The sequence below is a fragment of the Patescibacteria group bacterium genome (genome assembly GCA_041665345.1).
Taxonomy (GTDB): domain Bacteria; phylum Patescibacteriota; class Patescibacteriia; order PEXW01; family PEXW01; genus JBAYJA01.
The window spans coordinates 87,515-105,829 of sequence record JBAYJA010000003.1 but is presented as its reverse complement, the minus strand read 5'-3'; the positions used below and the strand labels follow the sequence as shown (position 1 = coordinate 105,829).

16 protein-coding genes and 1 tRNA gene are annotated in these 18,315 nt (G+C 54.9%); 5 read left to right on the top strand and 12 right to left on the bottom strand.

Annotation, left to right across the window (positions count from 1 at the left end; all coding sequences use genetic code 11):
* Window positions 1-8: 8 nt before the first annotated feature.
* From WCV85_05260 to WCV85_05245, 4 genes are all read right to left on the bottom strand, one after another.
* Window positions 9-506 carry an NUDIX hydrolase gene (locus WCV85_05260; GenBank protein MFA6474261.1) on the bottom strand — a complete coding sequence of 166 codons (498 nt, stop codon included), beginning with the start codon at window positions 504-506 and terminating at the stop codon, window positions 9-11.
* 411 nt (window positions 507-917) lie between these two features.
* Window positions 918-1,004, bottom strand: a tRNA-Leu gene (locus WCV85_05255).
* 56 nt (window positions 1,005-1,060) lie between these two features.
* On the bottom strand, window positions 1,061-1,600 hold the full coding sequence (locus tag WCV85_05250) for a hypothetical protein (protein MFA6474260.1): 540 nt from the start codon (window positions 1,598-1,600) through the stop codon (window positions 1,061-1,063).
* A 213-nt stretch (window positions 1,601-1,813) separates the two neighbouring features.
* On the bottom strand, window positions 1,814-2,167 hold the full coding sequence (locus WCV85_05245) for a phage holin family protein (GenBank protein MFA6474259.1): 354 nt from the start codon (window positions 2,165-2,167) through the stop codon (window positions 1,814-1,816).
* 344 nt (window positions 2,168-2,511) lie between these two features.
* Here WCV85_05245 and typA point away from each other — a divergent pair, with 344 nt between their 5' ends.
* Window positions 2,512-4,320, top strand: coding sequence for a translational GTPase TypA (typA, locus tag WCV85_05240; GenBank protein MFA6474258.1), 1,809 nt, complete (start codon window positions 2,512-2,514; stop codon window positions 4,318-4,320).
* A 165-nt stretch (window positions 4,321-4,485) separates the two neighbouring features.
* Window positions 4,486-5,283, top strand: a complete 798-nt coding sequence (locus WCV85_05235; protein MFA6474257.1) for a lycopene cyclase domain-containing protein — start codon at window positions 4,486-4,488, stop codon at window positions 5,281-5,283.
* Window positions 5,284-5,558: 275 nt separating this feature from the next.
* On the opposite strand, the gene WCV85_05230 is transcribed toward WCV85_05235, so the two are convergent.
* The 4 genes from WCV85_05230 to WCV85_05215 are packed head-to-tail and all read right to left on the bottom strand — an operon-like array spanning window position 5,559 to window position 10,725.
* Window positions 5,559-6,827 carry an O-antigen ligase family protein gene (locus tag WCV85_05230; protein MFA6474256.1) on the bottom strand — a complete coding sequence of 423 codons (1,269 nt, stop codon included), beginning with the start codon at window positions 6,825-6,827 and terminating at the stop codon, window positions 5,559-5,561.
* Window positions 6,820-8,250, bottom strand: coding sequence for an O-antigen ligase family protein (locus WCV85_05225; GenBank protein ID MFA6474255.1), 1,431 nt, complete (start codon window positions 8,248-8,250; stop codon window positions 6,820-6,822). Before WCV85_05225 ends, WCV85_05230 begins: the two co-directional genes overlap by 8 nt.
* Window positions 8,238-9,305: a glycosyltransferase family 1 protein gene (locus WCV85_05220; GenBank protein ID MFA6474254.1), complete on the bottom strand. Its 1,068-nt coding sequence runs from the start codon at window positions 9,303-9,305 to the stop codon at window positions 8,238-8,240. The genes WCV85_05225 and WCV85_05220 overlap by 13 nt, the downstream gene beginning before the upstream one ends.
* Window positions 9,295-10,725 carry a flippase gene (locus tag WCV85_05215; GenBank protein MFA6474253.1) on the bottom strand — a complete coding sequence of 477 codons (1,431 nt, stop codon included), beginning with the start codon at window positions 10,723-10,725 and terminating at the stop codon, window positions 9,295-9,297. Before WCV85_05215 ends, WCV85_05220 begins: the two co-directional genes overlap by 11 nt.
* Before the next feature lie 26 nt (window positions 10,726-10,751).
* Here WCV85_05215 and WCV85_05210 point away from each other — a divergent pair, with 26 nt between their 5' ends.
* Both WCV85_05210 and WCV85_05205 read left to right on the top strand, forming a co-directional pair.
* Window positions 10,752-12,653 (top strand): SpoIID/LytB domain-containing protein, encoded by a 1,902-nt coding sequence (locus tag WCV85_05210; protein ID MFA6474252.1) that lies wholly within the window; start codon window positions 10,752-10,754, stop codon window positions 12,651-12,653.
* 305 nt (window positions 12,654-12,958) lie between these two features.
* Window positions 12,959-13,657 (top strand): hypothetical protein, encoded by a 699-nt coding sequence (locus WCV85_05205; protein MFA6474251.1) that lies wholly within the window; start codon window positions 12,959-12,961, stop codon window positions 13,655-13,657.
* On the opposite strand, the gene WCV85_05200 is transcribed toward WCV85_05205, so the two are convergent.
* Window positions 13,590-14,243 (bottom strand): PH domain-containing protein, encoded by a 654-nt coding sequence (locus WCV85_05200; protein ID MFA6474250.1) that lies wholly within the window; start codon window positions 14,241-14,243, stop codon window positions 13,590-13,592. The genes WCV85_05205 and WCV85_05200 overlap by 68 nt on opposite strands.
* Window positions 14,240-14,494 carry a hypothetical protein gene (locus WCV85_05195; protein MFA6474249.1) on the bottom strand — a complete coding sequence of 85 codons (255 nt, stop codon included), beginning with the start codon at window positions 14,492-14,494 and terminating at the stop codon, window positions 14,240-14,242. Before WCV85_05195 ends, WCV85_05200 begins: the two co-directional genes overlap by 4 nt.
* Before the next feature lie 133 nt (window positions 14,495-14,627).
* Between WCV85_05195 and WCV85_05190 the strand changes: the two genes are divergently transcribed.
* The gene (locus WCV85_05190) at window positions 14,628-15,578 is read left to right on the top strand and encodes a hypothetical protein (GenBank protein ID MFA6474248.1); all 951 of its coding nucleotides are present in this window, start codon (window positions 14,628-14,630) and stop codon (window positions 15,576-15,578) included.
* Between the two features lie 111 nt (window positions 15,579-15,689).
* Here WCV85_05190 and ruvB read toward each other — a convergent pair whose 3' ends face one another.
* Together ruvB and WCV85_05180 are read right to left on the bottom strand one after the other, a co-directional pair.
* On the bottom strand, window positions 15,690-16,718 hold the full coding sequence (gene ruvB, locus WCV85_05185) for a Holliday junction branch migration DNA helicase RuvB (protein MFA6474247.1): 1,029 nt from the start codon (window positions 16,716-16,718) through the stop codon (window positions 15,690-15,692).
* Window positions 16,719-16,721: 3 nt separating this feature from the next.
* The gene (locus WCV85_05180) at window positions 16,722-18,233 is read right to left on the bottom strand and encodes a leucyl aminopeptidase (GenBank protein ID MFA6474246.1); all 1,512 of its coding nucleotides are present in this window, start codon (window positions 18,231-18,233) and stop codon (window positions 16,722-16,724) included.
* Window positions 18,234-18,315 lie beyond the last annotated feature (82 nt).

Here is an 18,315-nt window from a genome sequence, read left to right as displayed (position 1 = left end):
GAAAGCCACTACGGAGAAAGTTGCGCTAGCCAAGCATCAATCATGTCGCGGCCATTTTGAAAGGCGATTGCTTTTGGGATATCCGAAATGGCAAACCACCGAAGTTCTGCAATATCATCACCTGGCGTAAGTTCACCGCCCACAACAGTGCCCACAAAGCACATGTTCAATGTGGCTTCTTTTTCTGAACCGTACGTATCCATAAAAAAGCCTAAGAAATCATGCGTCTCAACATCGAGGCCAGTTTCCTCCTTTGCTTCTCGTGCTGCTCCTGCAGACGGGGATTCGCCATACTCCAAGAACCCACCGATAACATCCCATTGTCCCTTTGATGGCTCTACTCGGCGTTTGCCTAACAGGAGTTTCCGACCATCAACAATGAGCACACTCGCAGTGGGTTTTGAGTGTTGAAAAAAAGTAAAATGGCAATGACTACACTCCAGTGCGTGCGGGTTCTCCGTATGCGAGTATGTATGTCCGCACTTTGGACAGAAGTTGTAGAACATAGTTTTACCTGAAATCCCAAGACTCCTACTGGGAAATTTTATACTGCTTCATAAAATCAGAAGCATGTATCTCCAGCAACATTGTATTCTGAATAGGTTTCATACATATTGCTCTATCTTGTGGGGTCCCCACAGATGTGGCGCGCACCCTGAGCAAAGTCGAATGGGGAGCAGGGTTTTTTCGGGGTCCCCGTTGAGCGGAAGCGCAGCCCGCTCTGGGGCGAGCACCGATCAATGGGGTAAAGCGAGGCTTCGTGCAAAGTCCGGAGTGGAGCCGTAGCAACGGCTACACGCAGGGCGGAGCACGAAACGAGCTGGTACCGCCGGTCGGATTCGAACCGACAACCCTTTCGGGACGACATTTTTCCGCCAGAGGCGGATCCGCCTTTGGCGGAAAGTGTGATGAACACCTGGTGCCAGGAGAGGGAGTCGAACCCTCAATCCCTTACGGGCGGGAGATTTTAAGTCTCCAGCGTATACCAATTCCGCCATCCTGGCCTACAGAAATCCTACCACTAACAAAAGACTGGCGCGAGATGCGCCAGTCCAGTGTCTTACTTTAAAATTTCCACCTTCACCCGCTTCACGCCCCACTGCTTGGCGTCATGGCGGGTTTTCATCCAGATGTCTGCGCGGGCAGAACCATAGCGGCTGTTCATCCGATCCTGCACCACGAAGACCTTATTCCCAAACTTCTCAGGGATCCGGACCTTAGTGCCAAAGGGGACGCCATTCATGGCAATAATCCCATCCCGCACCTTTTGCCCAGAGGCCGTGGTAAACGGGTCACCGTCGGTCTGGTCTACTGTAGACGAGTAGGCGGTCATCACCACTGTTCGTGCCTTGGCCACTGGCCGGGGTGGCTTGTCCTTGGGAACCGGCGGTTTTGGCACCTCCAGCACTGCTGGGGGCACGGCCGGGGCAGGCGCCACATCGGGCGGAAGAATGGTGGTTGTTTGTTCAGTCACTTCCGGCGTACTTTCCACCACTTGGGCAAAAGCATGCTGGGGGAAGGCGAATTGCCAGGTGAGGAGTGCCACCAGAATCTGGAGCACCAATCGAGCACGGCGCCACTGCTTGCGGGTAAAATGCATAGGGTAATATCAATACGAAAAACTCCCAATTTCGGGAGGTTCCTCTAGAACGGGGTACTGTAACACACCCCTGGGATAAGTCAAGGCAAAACCCCAGAAAGCAAAGGGCGAGACCAGGATAAAAACGTTATATTTTAGCTTAGATTAGCCAAGAAAAGACTTCTCCAAGTTACTTCTCTGGGGTGTGGGCTGAATGTGGATAACCTACCCGTGCTAGACCACTGCTTTGGCGGTGTGGAGCAGCCGATTAGTCACAAAGCTGGCTACCCACAGGATCAAAGAACCCACAAAAGCGGCCATAAAACTATCCACCGTAAAGCCTTTCACCACGGTACTGACGAACCAGAAGAGCGCCGCATTGAGCACCAGGGTGAATAAACCCAAGGTAATTAGGGAAATCGGCAGGGTCAGAACCAGCAAAATAGGCCGAACTACCGCATTGATAATACCAAAAGCCACCGCCACCCACAGGGCATTCCAGAACGATGCCACGTGGATTCCTGGCACAACGTAGGCAATGAGCAGGACGAGGAGTGCATTGATAACCCAGCGGAGGAGGAGCATCATAGGAGTTTGTGGGATAAGCGTGAGACCCGTAGGCACTCCCAGTATACATGGTTGACCAAAAGCCTTCACTCGGCTACACTGCTTGTGCCGCACAGGTGCGGCTTTTGATAGTCCTACATATTTTCGAAGTCGGGAAATTCGGTGAAGGGGGTCGCCACCCGTATCGGATTACGGCGGAAGGAAATCGTTAAACGATTCGTACCCCTAGTGACGAAACCGTAAACCAATACGGCTGCCTGCCCTCGTCGTATGACGGGGCGATACTGTCTCACATTCCCCATTCGTAATTCGTATTTTCGTAGCATCTTTTCGTAATTCGTAACCGTATTCGTAATTCGTAACGTATGCCCCTCCGCAATGTTGCCATTATCGCTCACGTTGACCACGGGAAAACCACCCTGGTTGATGCTCTGCTGAAGCAAACCCACTCTGTGAACAAAGCTACAGAAGGCGGGAGCTTGATCATGGACTCCATGGATTTGGAGCGGGAACGCGGCATTACCATCAAGGCCAAGAACGCTAGCGTGGTGTACCACGATACAACGATAAACATTGTGGACACGCCTGGCCACGCCGACTTTGGCGGGGAAGTGGAACGAACCCTGCGCATGGTGGACGGTGTGCTGCTGCTGATTGACGCGAAAGAAGGCCCCATGCCCCAAACCAAGTTCGTCCTCCGGAAAGCTCTGGAACTGGGCCACCGCGCCATTGTGGTCATCAACAAAATTGACCGAAAGGACGCGCAAGTGGAGCATGTCGTGAACCGGACATTTGATTTATTCGTTGAGCTGGGCGCCACGCACGAGCAGCTGGAATTTCCCATTGTCTACACCGCTGCCGTCCACGGGCAGGCTACCTTGGACATGGCCGTCCCCGGCGTGGACATGCAACCGCTTTTTGAAACTATTCTCAAAACCGTCTCCGAGCCAAAAGGCGACCCCAACGCCCCCCTGCAAATCCTCACCCTGTCCATTGCGTACGATAATTACAAAGGCCGCATGGGCATTGGCAAAGTGACGGCCGGCACCATTACCCGCGCTGAAGAAGTTGCTCTTGCTCGTCTAGATAAAACCTTAACCAAAGCGAAAGCTACGGATCTCCTGGTCTACCACGGGCTTGACCGGGTGAGCGTTCCCTCTGCAACTGTTGGTGATATTGTTGCCGTGGCAGGTTTTGATGACATCCGGATTGGTGAAACCGTCACCAGCGCCGTTAACCCCAGCCCCTTGCCACCGGTGGCGATTGATGAACCCACCATTCAAATGACCTTTGGGGTGAACAACAGTCCCTTTGCCGGCAAGGAAGGAAAGTTTGTGACCTCCCGCCACCTGCAAGCGCGGCTGGCCAAAGAGCTGGAAACGAACGTTGCACTTCGCGTAGAAGTGACCAGTGGTTCAGACCAATTCCTGGTTTCGGGTCGCGGCGAGCTCCACCTAAGCGTGCTCATTGAAACCATGCGGCGCGAAGGCTTTGAATTGCAAATTGCACAGCCACGCGTCATTACCAAAGAGGTGAACGGCGTCATCCACGAACCCTGGGAAGAGCTAACCATTGATGTGCCCGAAGCAAACCAGGGCGACGTGATTGCCGAAGTGGGAAAGCGCCGTGCCGAGCTCACGCACTTGGAAGTAACACCCAATGGCGAGGCGCACCTGGAGTACCAAATTCCCACCCGTGGACTGATTGGCCTGAAGAACGTACTGCTCACGGCCACCCGCGGCACAGTCATCATGCACCACCTGGTGGAAGGCTACCGCCCAGCCGCCGGAGATATGAACCCGTTCCCGCATGGCTCCCTGATTGCCACCGAAGCCGGGGAAGCAAATGCCTACGGTTTGGAAGCTGCCCAGGGTCGTGGCGTGCTCTTCATTAACCCGGCCACCCCGGTGTACCAGGGTATGGTCGTGGGTCAAAACAGCCGGGATGAGGATATTGAAGTGAACATTTGCAAGTCCAAGCGCCTGTCCAACATGCGCGCCTCGGGCGCCGATGAAGCAATTCAGCTGGCACCCGCCCGTCTCCTCACCTTAGAGGCTGCGCTGGAGTACATTGGCGGTGATGAACTGGTCGAAGTTACACCCAAGAGTGTCCGCGTGCGCAAACGCTTGCTGGATCCGAATGATCGCAAGCGCGCTGGCCGCAGCGGTCGCTAACATCTTCAAGAACGACGAGAGGGGAACGAACATTATTCGTTCCTCTGCTTTTTCTTTCAACGATCAACGGGTATACTACATGAAGAAATGACTGTATGAATGAGACGAACAAAACCCTCCTGGTCGAGAGGAAAATGACGAAAATCTAGAGTAAGAGCTACGCACATGCAACCTGTGACGATACTCATGCTGCTACTACTCCCCGTCCTCGGATGTTTTTTCGCGATTCACTACGAACTTTCATTTTTCACAAATGTCATACTCATGTACCTTGTTCCTGGATTGTACCTCACCTTGCGCAAGGCAAATTGGCGTCAAGCTGCGCAACACGCAACTTTTGCGTTACTGATCCCATTCCCGTTTGCATTTGTCGTTGACTATATTGGAACCGTAAGCAATCTGTGGTATGTTCCGCATACATTCCTACCCTGGCGAATCTACGGTGTGATTCCTTTGGAAGATTTTGTTTGGATGGCCTGTGGAGTCTACACCATAATTACCTGCTACACATTTTTTTCAAACAAGGCGCAAGACAAACTAGCGCCTCGAAAACTTCTCTACTTCTGCGCAATAGCAGCAATTGGCTTGGCTGTCTTTTGTATGAGCAGCACGGTGTACCCGGAACTGTTTGTGTGGCACGGTTCGTTTGCCTATCTTACGCTCGGCCTCACGTTCGCTGGCATTCCAACGGCTATACTCATGATGCGCTTCTGGCGCGCATACGCAAAAGTAGGCTACCTTATCGTCTATTTTCTCTTCCTGACGTTCCTCCTTGAATACACCGAGACCTTCCTGGGACAGTGGCTGTTTCACGGAAACTACGCAATCCAAAAGCTCACTTTTTTCGGCACTCCCGGAATTCCATATGAAGAATTTTTTTTCGTCGGGGTAGTGGAGGTACTTGCTGCAGTTGGTTTTTACACTTTTTTCACCGAAAGAGAACGAGCACCTCATCCCTGGTAATACATTTTGCTTGACACTTCATGCACTTCATTGTGCAGTACGTTTTTTTGTGCTACACTGTCTGCACGTTCGAGTGAGCGTTGACTTTCATAGTCACTAACGCTTTTATTGGAAGGAGGTGCGACCACCATGGCAAAGAAAAAGGTAAAGAAGACCAAGAAAGCAACAAAGAAAAAGAAAGTTGCAAAAAAGAAAAAGAAGCGCTAAACGCGTTTCTCTTCCTCAGCAGTCGCACCCTGTGCGCACTGCTGAGACAGCAAGGACGTCGTAGCCGATCAGTGGCGAACGACGTTTTTGTTTTCTCCGGTTGGCGCACACACCGTCAGTGCAGCCAGGAGCACTGCCAGAACTGCCAAATCATTTTTGAAGTACGGTACATCAATCATTCCATGGATGAGCAGCACGCTCCACGCAATGAGTGCAGGTACTGCCCACGGATCCCGCCTGCGCAAGCCCCGAAAAAGGGCTACACCAAGCCCGAAAACGCCTATGCAGCTCGCCACGACGCCCAGTATCCCAAGTTCAGTCCATACATTCAGGAGTGCATTGTGCGGGTACTGCAAAAATTCAATGTGCTGTGGGAGCTTGTACTTCTGGTACGCAACGGGAAACCCGCCCAAGCCAGCGCCGGAAATTGGTTCGGCACGCACCACACGCCACGTCCCTTGCCAGAGGACAGACCGCACGTCGGTGGAAGTGTCTTGCTTGGTCAAAACTTTGGTTACTACCTGGCGCGTTGCGGGGAGCAGCAAGCCAACGACGATGACCAGCGCGATGACCGTCCACCAACGCTTCCGATGTGCTGCCCAAAAGCTGGTCAGGACAATCCCAACCCCAAGGGCGAAGAGTGCGCCGCGCGAGTAGACCAAGAAACAGGTGAAAAAGCCAAAAAGTGCGGCAGTTATCCACAGGCTGGAATGAACCACCGAAATGCGCTCTCGTAAGCGGATTGCCGCGCCAAAAAGGTAGGCAGTGAGTGGCGCGACGTAGAGTGCCGCAGCATTGGGGTACGCAAACCAGCTGGTGACGCGTGCTGGACTTTCCTCGATCCAGGGGCTTGGGCTCCACACCCAGCCCAATCGCTGCAGCACAGCAATGCTACCGATCACCACAAGTTGCACTGCAACCAAATTGAGCAGCCGAATGCGCCAAACCTCCGAAGAAGCAACCGACCACCAGAGGGGGATGGTCAGTAGTGGTTCCAGAAAGTACGCCCGCCACAACCCCAATGCCTGCCAGTGATCTGGGGCGGCCAGCACTCCCACCACCCCAACGCCCAGCCACAAACCGGCAAAAACCAACCAGGTGCTAGGTATCCGCGGCCAGGGCGACCGGCCAGACCACCAGTGCAGCACTGCACCAGCAACTGCAAGCAAAAGCATACCCTCAAGCAAGGTTGTTGGTAGGTGGAAGATGCTTCCCCGAACTTGGTACGCTGGCAAGGCGAGCACTAGCAGGAGTGCACCAGCTTGTGGTCGCCACCAAGCAACCGCGCCTGCAGTCAGGCTCAGCACAATGAATCCCAGAAGGAACCAATCAGACATTGGGGACAGCTGGTTTACGCAATGCGAGATTTTGGAACGCTATAAGCAAACCAATCGCTACCCACACGTGCATGATGTAGAGAATGGAAAACGTTTGGTACTGCACCATGATGCCAACAACCACCGCTGTCCCACCCACAATCAATGCTCGGACGTAGGGCTGTGGCTTAGCACGCAAAGCGCGTACACTTCTGATCAGCAGAATAAGGAACGCACTAGCAATTGCAAATGTTCCAAGCAGCCCAGTTTCGGCCAGCAATTCTAAGCTGAGATTGTTCACAATTTTCCAGCCGTCTTTGGGTTGGTAGAACGGATTGATGGATGCGTACGGGCCAAACTGCCCGGGGCCAATACCCACCAGCGGCTGCTCGCGGAACGCTTGCTGTGCCAAGGTAAACGTATCAATGCGTTCTTCGTATGACGCACCGGTGAAAAGGTTGCGAACATGGTCAGAAAACTTCTGTGCGGAAAACGCATCGGTCCCCAGGTTCAACAGTTGCAAAGCAAAAACGCCAATGACCACTGCGCCTGCGCCAAATGCCAGGATGCGTCCAGGGTGAAGCAGCTGGCGCCAGGACAAGGCGAGGATGACTATGAGGGAAGCGGCGAATGCAATGTACCCACCCCGCGCCACGGTGAGTACGAAGGCCAGCCCAGCGATGAGGAGCAGGGGAATGCCCAACAAACCCCGGCGTGCTTCCCGCCCAAAGAGGAGCGCCGTGAGGAAGGAGAGCGGGAGCAGGAGGAAGTTTGCAAAGTACAACGGCTCCAATGCTGTGGATTGCACGCGGGGGAAACCCAACACGGCTTTCGTGTAGAGGTCGCGCAGACCAGTCACCGATGTTGGTAAACCCGCAAAATCACCCAGGAATTGGAACAACCCAAAGCCCGCTACCAAGAACGTGCTGATGGACAGGGTAAGAATGACGGCGCGGGCGTGCGCTTCGGAGCGCACGAGCTGTGGCACCACCAAGCACACCGCAAAGGTGAAGGCGGTAAAGGCAAAGACGGCAATGCCCCGCGTGGAATTCGCTACGTGCGTCAGCGCAATTGCCTGCACCGCCAAGAAGACAAGCATGGGCCACAGCAAGGGCTGCGCTTCCCAGCGCAGCCGCCCGCGCACCATGACCCGAACCAGCCAGGCCACCAAAACGCACACAGCCAACACTTGACTGGGCCGAATGGTGATACCAACCAGATCAATGGAGCCAATGCGTTCAAACGGCAAAAGGAAAATCACCCCAAGCATGCCCCACCACGGCCGAGCAATGCACACGCCCAAAGCTAGCATTCCCACAATGCCCCCCAGAACCAAGAGTGGTTCGCGGCTGGCTGCCCAGGCAATGGGCAAGCTGAGCACCAGCGCAACGCTGGCAAGCAGCCATACGCGCCCACGTGACCAGGTGATGCCTACACTTTGCATACGGTATGGAAAACGGCGAGGGTACGCTGCGCCGTGTTCTCCCAGGTAAACTGCTTGGCACGCTGCAAGCCGTTGGCCCGAAGTTTCGCTCGCAGGAAACTGTCGTTAATGACGTTACCAATGTGACTCCGCCAAGCGTCCATGTCCGATGGATCAGCGTACAGCACTGCATCACCCGCAACTTCAGGAATGGAAGAGGACGTACTTGCAACCACTGGCGTCCCACTAGCCATGGCCTCCAAAACAGGCAACCCAAAGCCTTCGTAGCGCGAGGGGAAGAGCAGTGCCGTGGCCCCGGCCATGAGCTGCACCACCTCAGCTTCCGCGACGTACTCCAGAATGTGCACCCGGTCACCTAAGTGCAATTGCCGGATACGCTGGTCCACTTGCGGTGCGTCCCACCCTCGCTTGCCCACGATGACCAAATCATGGCTCTCCCGCTTGGCCGTGGCAAAGGTTTCAATGAGAAACGGGAGATTCTTGCGGGGTTCTATGGTACCCACAGCCAGGCAGAATGGGCGGGGCAGGTTGTACGTCCTCCGCACCTGCGTCAGCAATGCGGGGTTGGATTGCGGCTGGAATACTTTTTTTGCCGCCAGGGGAGTGACCGTAATGCGTGACTCAGGAATCCCAACCAAGCGGACAATATCCCGCTTGCTCGCCGTGGACACCGTAAGCACATGGTCCGCATGTCGTAAGCTTGCCGGGAGCAGGGTCTTCCAGTACAGCTGCGCGCTCTTGGAAAAGTACTGTGGAAAAATCATGCCAATCACATCGTGGCACGTGACCACTAATTTTCCTCGCCACAGCAGGGGGGCGGTAAATGCCGGAACAAAGAGCACGTCTGGTCGCTGGCGCATGGCCACCAGAGGAAGTCGTACCTGATCCCAGAACATCCGGCTGGGCGTACGCAAGTCTTTCACAATGGAACGTATTTCCTGAAAGACATCGTCTGGACCTGCAACGTGTCGCAAGGCTGGCAGCAACTGACTCAGGTACGTCCCAAAGCCCGTTTGCTTCCCAGCCAGTGCTTGGCAATCAATGCTAACGCGCATACGCAAAACGTTTGAGGTACGAGCCTAAGAGTTCTGAAGGGATGGCGCGCAGCAGGAGGAGCGCAATGCCGTAGACCGCAACCGCAATGCTCAGGCGGGGGAGGAGGAGCCAGGTTGGCGTCACCCACAGCACCAATGCCATGGCTGCGCAGGCTAACGCAATGCGAAAGCACGCCCGAAGATCCAAACGAATCCGAACCGTGCGGAAGACCAGAATGACTGCCACCACGGTGATTGCCACTTCACTTGCCACCCGGATGTACGCGCCCGCCATCATGCCCGCTGCCGGAATGGCCAGCAGGTACGCAACGAGCGCGCCCATGGCCACGGCCATGTACCCCCAGAGCATGCGGCGCTGCTGCCCAACTGCCACCACGGTATTCGCAAACAAGTTCCCAAAGAAAATGACAGCCGTGGCAACCATCAGTGCAGTGAGGGCACCCGATGCGGCAGTGAACTCTTCACCGCCAGACAGCCGCATCACTTGGACGGCGACAAACGGCGTGCCCACGGCCAGCGGCAATGCCAGGAGCGCCAAACCATCGACAGCGCGTTGGAGAATGGACCGAAAACGTTCACGGTCGTGGCTGGCAAAAGCATTGGCGAGGATGGGAGTGAGCAGACCAGCGAGCATGGCCGGGAAGGTCGCCAGCACTTCCAGCACTTTATTGGCCTGGCCGTACAGACCTGCATCACTGGCCGGGTGCGTCGCAGCTAGAACCAGCATGTCCGTTTTAAAGTAAATGAGGTTGAAGCCAACGGACAGTGCAATGGGCCAGCCTTCACGTATGATAGTTATTGTCCGCACGCGGTCCCACACCAGGCGGATGCGAACAAGTCCGCGGCTAAACCAGAAGCTGAAACCGAGATTCGCCAGCGCGCCAATAGCCACCGCACCCAGCACCCACGGCACGGTTGGGTGGGTTGCTGCCACCACGAGTGTGGCGCCCAGGAGAACCACCCGTCCAACAATTTCTGCAATGACCACCCGACCCATTTGCAATCCACGTTGGAAAATCCCCACCAGGACTTGGTTCACCACAATGGCGAAGGTGGAGAAGGCGCCAATGGCAATGCCAACTTTCACGTCACCCGGGTAGCTGGTCAGCGCACCCACCGCCGGTGCGATGATGAGAATGGCCGCAGCAGTAATGAGCCGAAGCGTAAATGCAGTGCTGGCCCAAGCATCGGCATTGGTTGGATCTTCAGCCAGTTTCTTGATGAGCACGATGTACAGCCCCAGGTCTGCCAGCACGCCAATAATTTGCAGGAAGGCCAGGGCGGTGTAGTAGTGCCCGGCGCCGGTGGGTCCCAGCGCCCGCGCCACCAGGGCAATAACCACAAAACCCAAAGCCGTACTCGCAGCTTTCCCAGCTACTTGCACGCCTGAATTCCAGACTAAAGCCTTGGTGAGTGACATACTAGTACACTAGCATAATCATTCTGATGAACGAATTGACATTTGACCACTTTTCATGCTATGATGCAAGCGTGGAAACGAAAAAGTACCCCGCACTGCCGCGTTACGTTTTCTTCCGACCCGCCCTACAAATTTTTGGGGCGCTGTTTGTCATGGCTGGGCTGTCCTTGCCCTTGTACAGTAACGCGGCTCCTGCAAAGAAACCGGTCACCCCGCCGTACCGCGCGGAAATTCTTCGTCGTTCCACCGATGCGCTGTTTGTGGAACCCAAAGCCGCCGTGGACTTTTGGGTGGACGTGAAGAATACCGGAACCAAGACCTGGCTCGCCAACGGCAACAATCTCGTTGCGCTCAACCCCGTCCGTTTGGAGAAAACTGAACTCGTCCCAAACACCGCCACCAAACTCCGCGACAAATCCTGGAACGCCTTTAATCGGCCAGCCAAGCTCGCCAAAAATGTGAAGCCTGGAGAAACTGTTCGCCTCAGCTTCAAACTCCGCGCGCCAACCAAAGCGGGGGAGTATCGAGAGCGATTTTCCCTGGCGATCAAGGGCGTGGACTGGATGCCTGGCGGTGCATTTGAACTCCTCTTGCGAGCAGACGATCCCAAGGCTGCGCAGTATCGGATGAGCGGTGGCGTGTCTACGGACACGACCTTCACCATGCCCAAAGGCAAGGCAAAAACGTTTTCCTTCACCGTGACGAACACCGGCACGCAAACCTGGAAACGCTCCGGACCTGGCGCCGTGGTTCTGGCTTTGGTGGATCCGTCAAAAACCAGCGCGTTCTACCATGCGAATTGGATTTCCAAAACCATCATTGGCCGTCTGACGACTGGGGAAGTGAAACCCGGCAAGAAGGGGACCTTCCGCTTTGCCTTGCAGGCACCAGATGCGTACGGTGAATTTAGCCAAGCCGCGCAAATAGTGGTTCCAAACTTGACCCGCGTGGTGAATGGCGAGGTGACGCTGACCGTGGTTGTTCCTGCCCCGGTTGTAGAAGGAGCTGGCGCTGTGCTGGCTGCTGAGCCAACCGTGCGTGTGGGTGTGGTCACGACGTCTGACGGCTGGGTGGAAGTGAGCAGTGACCAGCTTGCACTACTGACCGACGCGGACGGCACAACGCTGGAAGAAATTCCAGCAGCGACAATAGTCCGCTTCACCTATCTCCAAGGTGCGTACAGCTACACGCTCAACGGGGTGACCAAGAAGGTGACGGGGCCGTACCGTTTCTTCGGTAAATCCACGCCTGCAATTCTCACCATCACCAGCTGGAACGGCCAGTACAACAAATTCCGCAACCTCCTGGAATTTCGTTCCACCCCGGCCACGGGAAAAGTTTGGGTGATTAATGAGCTCCTTATGGAGCAGTACGTCAGCGGCTTAGCGGAAACTGGGAATACTGGTCCAACCGAATTTATGAAAAGTTTGGTTGTTGCGGCGCGGACGTACGCGCTCTTCCACAATCTTCGGCAGACCAAGCACGCAGATGAATTCTACGATATCAATGCAACCACGGACCAGGTATACCGTGGGTATGGGTATGAACTGAAAGTGCCAAACTTGGTAGCAGCAGTCGTTGCGACACGTGGCATTGTCGCCACGCACAGCGCAGCCGTGTCACCCAAGAACACTGTGGGCGCAATTGTCGCCGCGTACTCTTCCTGCACGGACGGCCGGACGCGCAGCATCCCTGAAGTGTGGGGCTACGATCAAATCTACTTTCCGTACCTCCTGACTGTGCCAGATGCCATTGGCACCTGCACCACGCCACCCTACCCAACCAGCTACCTTACTGGCGGCTCGGGAAACCACATGGTGGGCATGTCTGCCTTTGGCGCCTTGAAGTACGCCAAAGACCAAGGCAAAACCTACGACTGGATTCTCACCAACTACTACACCGGCATTAGCCTGCGGAAGGTGTACTGAGGTAATTAAGCCTCGGTTTTGTTGGGGCAGCGAGTGGAGTTTTTGGGTGGAGGTGTGGGCCGGATAGGAGGTATGGCTGAGAGCTAAAACTCCTCCCCTCCTTTTGAAGGAGGGGGTGGGGGAGGTAATCCTGATGGGGAGACATTGTGAAATAAACCAGGTATGCAAAAAGGGTGCAGCCTGGTTCCGTATTACCGAAAGATTGCCACGCTCCTGCTGGAGCTCGCAATGACAGAGAAAAGCCCTTACAGCTTTACCGCTCTACAGCTCTACGGCTTCCCCCTCCCCCCTGCTATACTTCCTGCATGTTCAAGTCTGCAACGGAATTACTCGACGGGGAAACCTGGGCAGCGATGGTCCAAGAACTCACCAATGCTTCGGCGAGCCGACGCTGGCATGACTTTGCCTGGTTGGGCGCGCATTTGATGATGATTGATCCAATGCGAACACAACAGCTTGAAGTGACGGATGTGGATTGGGAAGGGCTTATGGGTGAACTCTCCAGAGTGGAAGCAACTGCAGACTGGCAGAACGTCGCCGCCTGGCTGGCACACCTCAAGAAACTCGACCCTGCCCGTGGAGCAATTCTTGTGGTACCAGAAGATCTGTGGGCAGCCATGCTTGGGGTTCTTGATGCGCACCGCGCAGCCCAAAACTGGGCCGCCTTTACCATTCACGCCATGCACTTGCACGGCGCAGATGCAGATCGGTTTCGGCCAGCGTTGGTGACGGACACAGACTGGGACAGCGTGCAAAATGTCATTGACGCGGAGAACAACAGCGCCAACTGGGATGCAGTGTTCCGGCTGAGTGCGTGCTTAGCAGACATTGATAGCGACCGCGCAAAAACTCGGCTGCGGCTGCAGCCAACGGTGTGGCAAAATTTCTCCGTGGAATTGGAAGCGAGCCGCCAGCAGAAGTACTGGCTTGGCTACGCTACCCAGCTGAGCCGGTTGGTGCTTTTGGAGCGGGCGGGACTTTCGGCGATTGGGAACGCGGCGTAGCTGGTCCCGGCGGCGGAATGTCCCCTTCAATCCTGGCCATGGCGTCCAGGCCAATTTGCGATTCAATGGATTCCAAGAGGTGCATAATCGTCTTCGCCACGTCTTCTGGGTGCGGCACTTGCTCAAAGACGAAGCGCTCTTTTTCTGCGGCGGTTTGCACACTCACGTTGCCGTACCGGAAAATGCCAGCAAAGAACCCATGCACATCAGTCGTGACGTCCTGCACCCGAAAAAGCTTTTGCTCGGAAACCGTTCGGTAGAAAAGGCGCAACTGTTCAATGTTGATAATGCGTTCGTTAGTGATAATCCACGTATCCAAGTAAAAATTTAACCACGCAATGAAGAAGGCGAGTGCCCAAAAAAGTGCATACGTCCCAAAGAGGAGAATGGTAAAAGCGTACGCTGCGCTTGTCCCATCCACCAGGACGGTTGAGTACCGCCCCAGTACCCACCAGGCAGCGAGCGGGGGAATGATAAAAACAAAGTGAGCGAGAATCAAACGCAAGCCAAAGACCCAGTGCCGGTGCAAGAGCAGGACAACTTTCTCCCCCGGCACCATCCCCGGAAATGTGGGGCGCAACCTCATAGGGTTGGGGTACTGGAGAATGAGGGAAGTGGCACGGTAACAACCGCTGACCAGTCAACGCCCCGGAGTTCAGTGATCACCATGGTGACAATAATCAGAGAGAAAGCTAGGTATGCACAAGATGAGAGGACAGCAACTGGGGTGAGGAATCCAAAGCGCAGCACCTGCCGGATGGCGATAATACTGAAAAACCCCCAAGCCAAAAGCAGGAGGATGAAAGGGATGAGCATGAGCGACGCGCTAAATTCCATATCATTAGTATAGCTTTTTGGTCGAATCAAAGAAAGTCGACAAATGCTTGACAATGAACATCCAGCATTGTAAAGTCAGTTGAATAAAGAAAGTAATCTTGAAAACCTAAAACCCTTCGTGCAGGAGGAATACATGAACCCAATTCTTACTCTCGCAGAGGTAACCGAAGAACGTCGGAACCAACTGCGGTCATCTATCCGAGCGAGCATTGATCACAATGAACCAGGTGAGCCCATCTACCAACAGGAGGAACTCGCAGGATTTACTGTCTCAACGGTTGTGGGCTACAAGAACCCGCAGCAATTGGGATCGCTGGACGCCGAAGAACTTGCGATTCGGAACTTTGAAGCCGAGGTGCTCTCCAAGACCGGTACCATGCCTTTGGCCACACTACCCGCAAAGCTTTGGCAAGACTTCTGCCTGGCCTGCGGACTGTACCGCTTTGAAAACATGGATGCGCAGGGGCGCACAGGAATACTATTCCGACACGATGAATTTGAGAAAAAACTCTTATATTCTCAAAGAATGGAAGACACCGCGACGAAAATCACAATCATCCTAATGCTTCTCTCCTTTGTGGGAACATGCGTGCTCAGGTTGCAGAAAAGTGCAATATGGCTCCCAGTCGGGATCCTGACAATTTTATGCGTCATCACATTAATCGTCTTGGACTCAAAGAAAGCTAGTAAACTCCGATCCAATAGTGTCCATGAACAGCAGAGGCGTTTATGGGAACAAAAAAGGCTCAAAAACTACTGGCCAAATTTGTTCGACTATCCGGTAAATGGAAATGCATCAGTTATCGTCCACTTTCCCACGCCGCCACAAGAATTCGGGAATCGCTTGCTCGCTGTTCAGAGAGCCGACTACCATGCCTGTGTTGCGGTCACACCGGATGCTATTAGTATTGTGGAGGGGAGCTACCGACCTGATGCTGAACCTAATGTTGAACCTGTCCTATACGTCCGGAGTGCTGACGGCGCCACTGTGAGCCTCCTCGCTCAGTTCGGCGACTTTCCGAATGAGCAGGCTGCGATCACAATGGCACAAAAATGCGCCGAGCGGTACTACGCAAATTTGTAGTTTTCTATCATGCACCTTTCAGCCGACACCTCACCCGTGTCGGTTTTTGTATACCCAAAATATGAATACTTACTAACTCGCCAGCTTGCCAACGCACTAACTCGCTACCCCTCAGACCAACCTTTGCTGCAAATCCTTGGGCATCTCCCGCTCCAGGTGTGTGTACGCGGCGGGCGTGGCTACCCGACCCCGCGGGGTACGAGCGAGCAAGCCCATTTGCAAGAGGAACGGTTCCACCACATCTTCCAGCGTTTGCATGTCTTCACCGGTAGTTGCTGCGACCGTGCTCAAACCTACCGGCCCGCCATTAAATTGGTCAATGATCGTGGTGAGCACGCGCCGGTCAACCACATCCAGGCCCAGCGTATCAATGCCCAGCTGCTCCAGGGCTGCAGTTGCCGCGGGCACGGTAACCACGCCATCGTGCCGTACCTGAGCAAAGTCCCGAACCCGCTTCAGTAGTCGATTCGCAACCCGGGGGGTACGGCGCGCGCGGGTGGAGAGCAGCTGCTTGGCTGCTGGATCCAATGTGATATTCAGCAACCGAGCCGAGCGTTCCAAAATTGCCGCAATGTCTTCGTCCGTGTAGTAGTCCAAATGGAACGTCAACCCAAACCGGTCTCGAAGTGGCCCCGAGAGAAGCGCTAAACGCGTGGTCGCACCCACAATGGTGCAGTGCGGTAAATCCAAACGCAGCGTGCGGGCGCCGGGGCCTTTACCCACGACAATGTCGATGGCAAAATCTTCCAACGCCGGGTACAGAATTTCTTCCACGGCGCGGGGCAAGCGGTGGATTTCATCAATGAAGAGAATGTCACCTTCGGCCAGGTTAGTGAGAATGGCAGCCAGGTCACCCGCGCGCTCCAAGGCCGGACCACTGGTCACGCGGACAGTGGTGCCTAGCTCTTCGCCAATGACGTGTGCCAGCGTGGTCTTGCCCAAACCCGGGCCGCCGTACAGCAGCACGTGGTCCAGCGCTTCTTTGCGGTGCTGCGCTGCTCGAATAGCAATGACCAGGCTCTCCTTAATCTGCGACTGCCCCACGTACTCCGCCAATTTCTTTGGTCGCAGGCTAATGTCAAAAGTCTGCTCTTCTGGTTGCTCTTCCGGGGTCAGAACATTATTTATCACTTTCGCCATACCTTACTCTTGCAATGACGCAACGAGACTCCGAGCGTAAGCAACCAACAAGCGCGTACCTGCTCCGGTGGCACCTTTGGCCAAGTGCTGCCCTTCAATACTGGTCATAGTTGGCGCGATGTCCATGTGCGCCCATTTGGAAAACTTCTTGGCAAACTGCCACAGGAACGCAGCGGCGGTAATCGCCCCACCACTCCGACTTTTCCCTGTATTCGAGAAGTCTCCAAACGTGCCTTTTATTTCAGCTTCGTACTCTGTCCACAAAGGGAGCGGCCAGGCAAAATCTCCGCTCGTTTCCGCCAGCGTCCGCAATTCCTGAGAGAATGTTTCATTGGGGGAGAGCAGCGCTGCAGCACGATTTCCTAAGGCTACAACCGCGGCTCCGGTCAGTGTGGCCACATCAATAACTGCTGCGGGCTGGTAGCGTTCCGCATAGGTGAGGGCGTCAGCCAACAGAATGCGACCTTCGGCATCAGTGTGCATCACCTCAATAGTCTTGCCTGATAAACTCTTCAGCTGGTCACCTGGCCGGTACGCCGCGCCCGCCGACATATTCTCAGCCGCTGGGATAAGTCCAATGACCCGGACAGGGAGCTTCAGCTGCGCCACCGCCGCCAGGGCACCAATGACGGCTGCACCACCCGACATATCCATGTGCATCTCGTACATGGACGTATCTGGCTTCACATTCAAACCACCGGAATCAAAGGTCACCCCTTTACCAATGAAGACAAGTGGCTGGTCTTTGGCATGGCCTGGTGCGGCGTACTCCATGATGGTCAGCGTTGGGGGCGCATCAGAACCTCGGGCAACACCCAGGATGCCACCAGCACCCAACTTTTCTAAATCTTTCTTATGAAGAACGTGTACGCGGACACCGTGGTCCTTCCCAACGTTCACCGCAGCAGCAGAAACCCCCTCGGGTGTTAAGTCGCCACCCGGCGTGTTTGCCAAATCCCGCGCGTGATTCGTCGCGTCAGCAATCACCGTACCAGCCTTCACCCCGCGCTTCACTGCTGGGAGGATGCCTACTGCACAAAGCAGGGTGAGCTTGCGGACATTCGGCCAGCCACCCGTGGGCGAGCTGCGGTACCGCGTGTAATCGTAGTGTGCCAGGTGCGCGTTCTCCGTAATCACCTGGGCCACTGCCGAAGGAGAAGCATTCGCCCACGCCAAATCTTCCAAACGCACTGCCACATCCACCAAACGGTGCTGCTTTGCCACCATGACAATGCGTCGGCTCGCTACCATTGCTGTCCGATGGTTCCAGGTTTTCTTCTCACCTAATCCCAGCAGGAGTACTGACTTGCCGGTACTGCCGTAGGGGATCACCCGCACTTCATCAGCCCGGCCTGCAAATTCTTTGGACTTCACAAATGCAAGGACAGTTTGCTGCACACCACTGGGTAAACCGGAAAAGAACGGGTGCTGTCGCACCTCTGCCTTGGCAAAGAGGGCGAGAATCGTCACGCGGCTTGTGGGTTTGGAACGGTAGGGGACGGGAGTAACAATCATATGCGATAATGAAGGGGAAAATACTGTAGCTTGCCAAGCGTACCACCCTTTTTCAGAAGAATCAAGGCACTTTTTGGCTAAC